Below are 6,049 nucleotides of genomic sequence, written 5' to 3'. Positions count from 1 at the left end.
CCCACCGGCTCCCCGGCCCCGAGCGCCGCCGCGACGCCCGCTCCGGCCAGTGCCGCGAACGCGATCGGGACCAGCAGCGCGTGCCGGCGCCAGGCCACCAGCGCCAGTGCCGGCACCAGCAGGGCGAACCAGCCGGCGATGAAGACGGCCACGACCGTCACGGCCACCGTGCCCAGCCACAGACCCGGCAGCGGCGGGGCGGCCTGGGGCTCGTCGGGGTTCGGGGCGCGGCGCCGCCACAGGGCCAGGCCGGCCAGCAGCGCGAGTGCCACCGCGCTGCCGATCAGTCCGGCCTCGTAGAGCACCGCGGGCTCGTACGACAGCTCGACCGTGCCGCCCGCCCCGGCGGGGATCCGCCAGCCCTGCTGCCAGCCGTCCAGCCGTACCGGCGTCAGTTCCTTGCCGTTCAGGGTGGCGTGCCAGCCGTCGTTGAAGTTCTCGTACATCGTGAGGTAGCTCGCCGCACCCGAGCCGACCGTCACCGCGCGCCGGTCGCCGAGCCAGTCCCGTATCCCCAGCTCGCGCGCGGCCGTCGAAGCCTCGGCGACCGTGCCGCGGGTCAGCGTCACGTCGGTCAGCGTGAGCGGCCCGGCGTCCCCGGACTCGACCCGGTGGTCACCGGCGGGCAGCCGCAACTCGGCGTCATCACGACCTTCCTGACAGAGCGTCACTTCCACCTGCCGCCGCTCCATCAGATCCCGTACGGTTCCGCGCACGCTCGTCCGGTACAGCTCCCCGTCCACCGCGACGACCGGACCCTCCCCGCACGGCAGCGAGAACGGCCGGGTGCCCCTCGGCTGCGGGGTCCGGTACTCGTCGAGGGCCGGGACGTAGGCCTCGGTCAGGCCCACCGGGAGGCGCAGGTCCTCGCCCACCATCGGGTTGTAGAGGGTCAGCGGGGCCGTCTGCGTGATCGTGATGTCGAGGCGGTCGGTCGTGATCGCCGGGAAGCGGACCCAGCCGTTCTCGTCGACCCCGGCGATCACCGCGCCGTCCGGCGAGCTGATGTGCACCTCGGTGGGACGCGTGGAGAGACCGCCCGCGGGCGCCAGCACGACCTCACTCACCGCCTGCTTCCCGGGCCAGCGCAGGTGGATCGTGGGCCGGTCGCCCGCGATCCACGCCGTGGTCAGGTCGCCGTCGGTGAGGTTGCGCGGCGACAGTCCGGCCCCGAGCCGCGCCGTGGAGTCGGCGGTGGCGACGATCCGGTCGCGCTGCTCCGGCGCCACCTTGTACAGCAGCTCGTCCAGCTCCTCGCCCGCCACCGGCACCGCGCTCGCCCGTATCTGATACGTCCCGGCCGCGGACGTCGTGAAGCGCCGGTGCAGCCCGGCCTCCGTACCCGTCGGCGACAACCCGGTCGGGTCGGCCGCCCGCGACAGGGAGACGATCTCGGCGGCGGCCGCGGAGTCCTCGGCGTCGGTGGGCAGCCGCAGCAGCCGGGTCACCTGGACGTCCGGCAGGCTGATCTCAGAGAAGCCCGCGCCGGTCAGCCCGGGCCGCCGCGCCACGGAGTCAATGATCGTCAGCTTCATCCAGCTCGTCGCGCCCGCAGGCGCCTTGACCGTCTGCGTCGAGCCGTCCGCCCGGAGGAAGGAGCTCACCGCCCCCTTCTCCGTCTCCACCCGCACCCGCGTCGGCGCCTCCCGCACGCCCTCCTGCGGCAACGGCGTCACCTTGAAGGACTTCGGCATGTCGTACGACCCGCCCGCGAACCCGATCCGCAGCCACTCACCCTGCGGCGACCCCTCCGACCCCTCGGTCCACGCCGTGTCCGGATTTCCGTCGAAGGCGTTCACCGGGTCGAACTGCGGGAGATGGAAGAGCCAGCTGCCGTACGACGAGGCCGTCACCGACCGCGCGCCCCGCAGCTCGGCCACCGTCTGGTGGTCGACGCCGGTCGTCGGAAGGATCTGGTGCGGTTTCTCACCGGCGTCCTGGGCGGCGTCGGGCGCGTTGCGCTCGTCGCGCGTGTACGTGTACGAGGTGTTGGCGTTGATCAGCCCGAACCGCGTGTCCGCGCGCCGCAGGCCGTCCCCGACCACCTGCACCCGCGGTGAGCCGAGCCCGGGATGGTTGTCCCCGGTCAACACGCTCGCCCGGCCCCGCAGTTCGGACGCCAGCGGCAACAGCGCCTCCGGCCCCCCGGACACGACGGCCGTGTCGGCGACCGGCTGCAGCCCGGCCTGGTGCGGACGCGGCACGTCCGCGCTCACCGGCTTGTAGATCTCCACCGCCCGCTGCCGTGGATACAGCCCCTCCACCTGCAGCGGCGTGCCCGGCGCGATGGTCCCGCCGGTCATGACCGGCCCGAGGCCCGTCACCCGCTCGTACCCGGACTGCTCCAGGGTCCGCTTCACCGTCGTGGTCGGCACCTGGCCGATCTGGTCGGGATCGAGGTCGCCCCGGACGACGACGTAGTAGACACCGGCCCGGCTCAGATAGTCGGCCAGCCCCGGCACCTGACCCCCGCTGGTCAGCGCCTGCTCGACCGCGTCCATCGCACGCCGGTTGCCGGGCGTGCCGAACGGGACGTAGTCCCGCTGCGCCCAGCGCGAGTCGGCCACGACGTCCAGCGGCTGGTCGATGGTGGAGCCCCAGGTGTAGATGCCGTGCGCGGTGGCCGGCACGACGAGGGCACGGGCGTCGGGGGAGTACTTCTCCATCCAGTCGGCCGTGGCCTGCCAGTACTTGGGGATCTCCTTGAAGGAACCCGGGTTGAGGATCGACCCGTTGAGATACGGCCACATCAGTCCCGGCAGCACCAGCACGGCCGCGATCAGCGGAGCGAACCGCCGCCCCCGCACCGGCCGCGCCCCGCGCGCCTCGGCCGCCACGCCCACCAGATGGGCGAGCCCCAGCACCAGCGCCAGGGCGAGCCCCGTCTGGAACTTGTAGATGTTCCGGAAGGGCACAAGACCGCCGTCCAGCCAGTCCTGCACGACCCCGTGGAACGGACCGCCGAACGCCCCGCCGTACCCGGCGAGCAGGATCAGCGAGACCGTCACCACGGTCAGCACCAGCCACCGCCGCTCCGGCATGTCCCGCCGCGCGAGACCCGCGAGCCCGAGACCGGCCGCGAGCGCCGAGCACACGATCACGACGACGGAAGCGGCGACCGTCCACCCGGCCGGCAGCCAGGCCTCACCGAAGTGCAGATAGGCGACCCAGTTCCCGCCGCCGCGCAGCGCCTCGGTCGCCGACATCGTCTCGGTCGTGGTCTGCGAACTCTCCACGTACGGAAGGAAGTTCTCGCCATACGTCCCGAGCAGCAGAAGCGGGATCACCCACCAGGCGGTCGCCAGCACGACCCCCGGCACCCACCACGCGATCAGCTTCCGCTGCCGGGGCCCGGCCGGCCGGGACAGCAGATACAGCCCGACCGGAAGCAACGAGGCCAGCGTGGAGGCGGCGTTGACACCGCCCATGAAGGGAACGACGAGGGCCGACCGCAGCGCGGCGACCCGCGCCGCGTACCGCTCGTTGGTCAGCGGCAGCAGCACCCACGGCAGAAACGCCCCGGGCAGCGCGGCGGCGGACGTGGACCCGACGACGATCGTGAAGACGGGCCACAGCGCATAGACGACGGCACCGAGGAGCCGAGACCCCCCGCTCCCCACCCCCAGCCGTTCGGCCAGCCGCAGCGCACCCCAGAAGGCGACGGACACGATCAGCGACAGCCACAGCCGTTCCGCCAGCCACACCGGCAGCCGTACGACATCGGCCAGCCAGTAGAACGGCAGCATCGGCCACAGATAGCCCGAGTACTGGTTCTGGATCCCGCCGAAGCTGCCCTGGTCGGACCACAACTGCCCGAGGTCGGCGAGGAACCGCCCCGGGTCGACGGTCACCCCCAGCTTGGTGTCGAACGTCTGCCGCCCCGGCCGCACCGCCAGCAACAGCACGAACACCACGGCCCAGAACCCCAGCAGCCAGCGCCGCGACCGCGGCCCCTCCGGCGGCCCCGAGGCGGGCGCGGAGGTGGGCACGGCTGCCGGGGGAGGAGCCTGGACCGTGGTCGTCATGGTGGACACCGCCTGAGGATGAGGAGGAGGTTCCAGGTGGCGAACTCGCGCAGTCCCGGCGCCTTCACGACGCCCTCCGCGAGAAACGGCCAGTAGCGGGAGCGCGCCGAGACGACCGTCACGTCGTCGCGGGCGCGCACCTGCCGCAGGGTGGTGCCGATGTGCACGGCGAAGAGGTTCTCGCCGAGGGTGTGCTTGGCGGGACGTCCGGTACGGCGCTGGTAACGGGCCCGCGCCCGTTCGGCGCCGAGGTAATGCCAGGGCGCCCACTCATGCCCGCCCCAGGGCGACAGCCAGTTGGTGAACGACACATAGATCAGCCCACCGGGCCGGGTCACCCGGGCCAGCTCACTGAGAAACGTCCCCGGATCGGCCACGTGCTCCAGCACATTGGAGGAGAAGGTGACATCGGCGACCCCGTCGCGCAGAGGCAGCAGATACCCGTCGGCGACGACGGCCGCGTCGGGCGGCTTCGCCCCGAGTTCGCGCATATCGGGCTCGAAGAGGTAGGCCTGTGCACCTCGCCGCCGGAACTCCTCGGTGAAGTACCCGCTGCCCCCGCCGATATCGAGAACGGTCCGTCCGGCGACGGACCCGTCGTAGGCCTCGACTTGATCGACGGCATCACGGGCGAGAAGGGAGTAGCAGGATTCGGGGTCGTCCTGCTCCCGCATGAACGCCCGAAAGAGGGCGAGTGAACGCCGAAACGAAGGGTCCTTGACAACGCGGGGTTCGGGCACGTCCCCACAGGGGCGCGGGGAACTGCGCGACCAGCCACGACGCTCCCGCAGTCGCGAGACAACCTCACCACCACGGCGTTTAGGCATCACGGCGCCCATCCCACCGCACGGCCTCCGAGGCAACGGCAAGAAACTGCCGCACCGTCCGATCCCAGCGATACCGCGCGGCGCGATCCCGGGCAGCCTTGCCCATCAACTCCCGTCGATGCCCTGACAACGCGAGCGTGCACCACGCAGCCGCGAACGACGACTCACCCGCGGCAAGCAACCCGGTCTCCCCGTCCACGACGGAATCCCGAAGCCCAGGCACATCAAAACCGACGGTCGGCGTCTCCCGAGTCGCGGCCTCGGTGACGACAAGCCCCCACCCCTCCACGGCCGAGGGGTGAAGCAACAACCACGCCGCACAGAGCAGCCGATGCTTCTCCGCCTCCGACACATGCCCGACGAACTCGACGCCGGGACCGGCCAGTCGCTCGAGAGAGGCCCGCTCGGGCCCGTCCCCGACGATGACGAGCCGCCCCCCGGTCACCGGCCGCACCCGCTCCCACAACCGCAGCAGCAGATCGATCCGCTTGTACTCGACGAGCCGCCCGACAGCCACGAACAACGGCTCGGAGGACCGGTCACCGAGCGGCCCCGGCTCCTCGACCCCGTTGTGCACGACCCGGATCCGCTCCCGCTCGACCCCGATCCCGCGCAGCGCCTGCGCGGTGGACGGAGAGACGGCGACCATCAGACCCCGCTGCCGCGCCCCCGTCAGAGCCCAGTGCTCCAGTCTTCGCCCGAGCCGGGCAGCCGGCGCCAGGACCCCGCCGAACCGCATCGGCCACAGATCGGTGTGCACATGGTTGACCAGGCACAACGTCGGCCCGCGATGCCACAGCGGGGCGAAGTACGGCATGCCGTTGCAGACCTCGACCAGCAGATCGCAGTCCCCGACCTGACGGGCGAAGGCGGATCTGGCGCGCAGGTAGTGGCCGTAGGAGCCACCGGCCGACACGACCCGGTAGTCGCGGTAGGCCGCCGGGCCCCCGCACAGCAGGGTGACCTGGTGGCCGAGACGGGTGAGGCCGTCGGCGAGGCGGTCGACCAGCAGCTCGGAGCCGCCGGCGGCCTCGTTGCCCAGGTCCCGATGGGCGAGAAAAACGATTCGGCGCGGATGTGGGGGGTGCGCCGAAGACTGCTGCTGCGACGCCCAGGGGAGAGGGGCACGCAGCGGGGAGGGCACGTGCTGGGGCATGAGCGCTCCAACTCGTCTCAGGGTGCGGAACTCAGCGTGGG

Annotated in this window: 3 protein-coding genes; all 3 read right to left on the bottom strand. The window is 72.1% G+C overall.

The window, feature by feature from the left end:
* Window positions 1-4,025 (bottom strand): DUF3367 domain-containing protein (locus L0P92_RS41175; RefSeq protein ID WP_234768260.1); only part of this gene is annotated, 4,025 nt, incomplete at its 3' end.
* Window positions 4,022-4,699 carry a class I SAM-dependent methyltransferase gene (locus L0P92_RS41170; RefSeq protein WP_234768259.1) on the bottom strand — a complete coding sequence of 226 codons (678 nt, stop codon included), beginning with the start codon at window positions 4,697-4,699 and terminating at the stop codon, window positions 4,022-4,024. The genes L0P92_RS41175 and L0P92_RS41170, both read right to left, overlap by 4 nt.
* 145 nt (window positions 4,700-4,844) lie before the next feature.
* Complete coding sequence (locus L0P92_RS41165; RefSeq protein ID WP_234768258.1) at window positions 4,845-6,008, bottom strand: glycosyltransferase family 4 protein; 1,164 nt, start codon at window positions 6,006-6,008, stop codon at window positions 4,845-4,847.
* Between the last annotated feature and the right edge of the window lie 41 nt (window positions 6,009-6,049).

The organism is Streptomyces muensis, assembly GCF_021474425.1.
GTDB classification, from domain to species: Bacteria; Actinomycetota; Actinomycetes; order Streptomycetales; family Streptomycetaceae; genus Streptomyces; species Streptomyces muensis.
Note: the sequence above shows the minus strand (reverse complement) of the source record. Positions and strands in the feature narration are given on the sequence as shown.

Coding starts and splice junctions, on each gene's coding strand:
- L0P92_RS41170 (WP_234768259.1), bottom strand. CDS start 4,699: ATGCGGGAGCAGGACGACCCCGAATCCTGCTACTCCCTTCTCGCCCGT.
- L0P92_RS41165 (WP_234768258.1), bottom strand. CDS start 6,008: ATGCCCCAGCACGTGCCCTCCCCGCTGCGTGCCCCTCTCCCCTGGGCG.